The organism is Mesorhizobium sp. M2A.F.Ca.ET.067.02.1.1, assembly GCF_004023285.1.
Lineage (GTDB): Bacteria > Pseudomonadota > Alphaproteobacteria > Rhizobiales > Rhizobiaceae > Mesorhizobium.
Map to the genome: position 1 here is coordinate 1 of NZ_RZSB01001417.1, position 472 is coordinate 472.

Here is a 472-nt window from a genome sequence, read left to right on the forward strand (position 1 = left end):
GCTGTTTGCACCGCCACTCTATTTGATTGCCGCCCTTTGCTCCATCGCCGGGCAAGTCGGTTACTGGTCGGCTATGTCAATACGGCAAAGCGTAGTCTTGCCTCGCTCTACCGTAGCATCTCACATTCTCCAATTTCTGGCGCGGCTCAACTTCATCTATGCCAGCGCCATGTTCTCGGTAGTGTTTTCGTCAAGTTCGACGAGGTGGACATCAGGCTGGGGAAGATTGTCCTTCTGATTGCCGTGCTGTTCTCGATGTTCTGCTATTCCTCGCAACTAGAGTGGACAAGGCGCTTACGGTGGGCCAAGGCGCCCAGGCAAGCGAAAGGTGACGTGCGCTCGGGGGCGCGTCTGAGCCGCCCGCGTGACGAGCCACAGCAAAGCATCTCCCGGGACGGCGACGCAGGTCAGGACGCCAAAAAATGCCTCCTTTGCGCAAAGTGGATAGCGGCACGGTTCTATTAGCAATAAC

General features: G+C 56.8%; 1 protein-coding gene. It reads left to right on the top strand.

The window, feature by feature from the left end:
* The coding region (locus tag EOA28_RS39795) for a hypothetical protein (RefSeq protein WP_210215000.1) at nt 1-465 on the top strand (465 nt) is incomplete at its 5' end.
* Nucleotides 466-472: the final 7 nt, after the last annotated feature.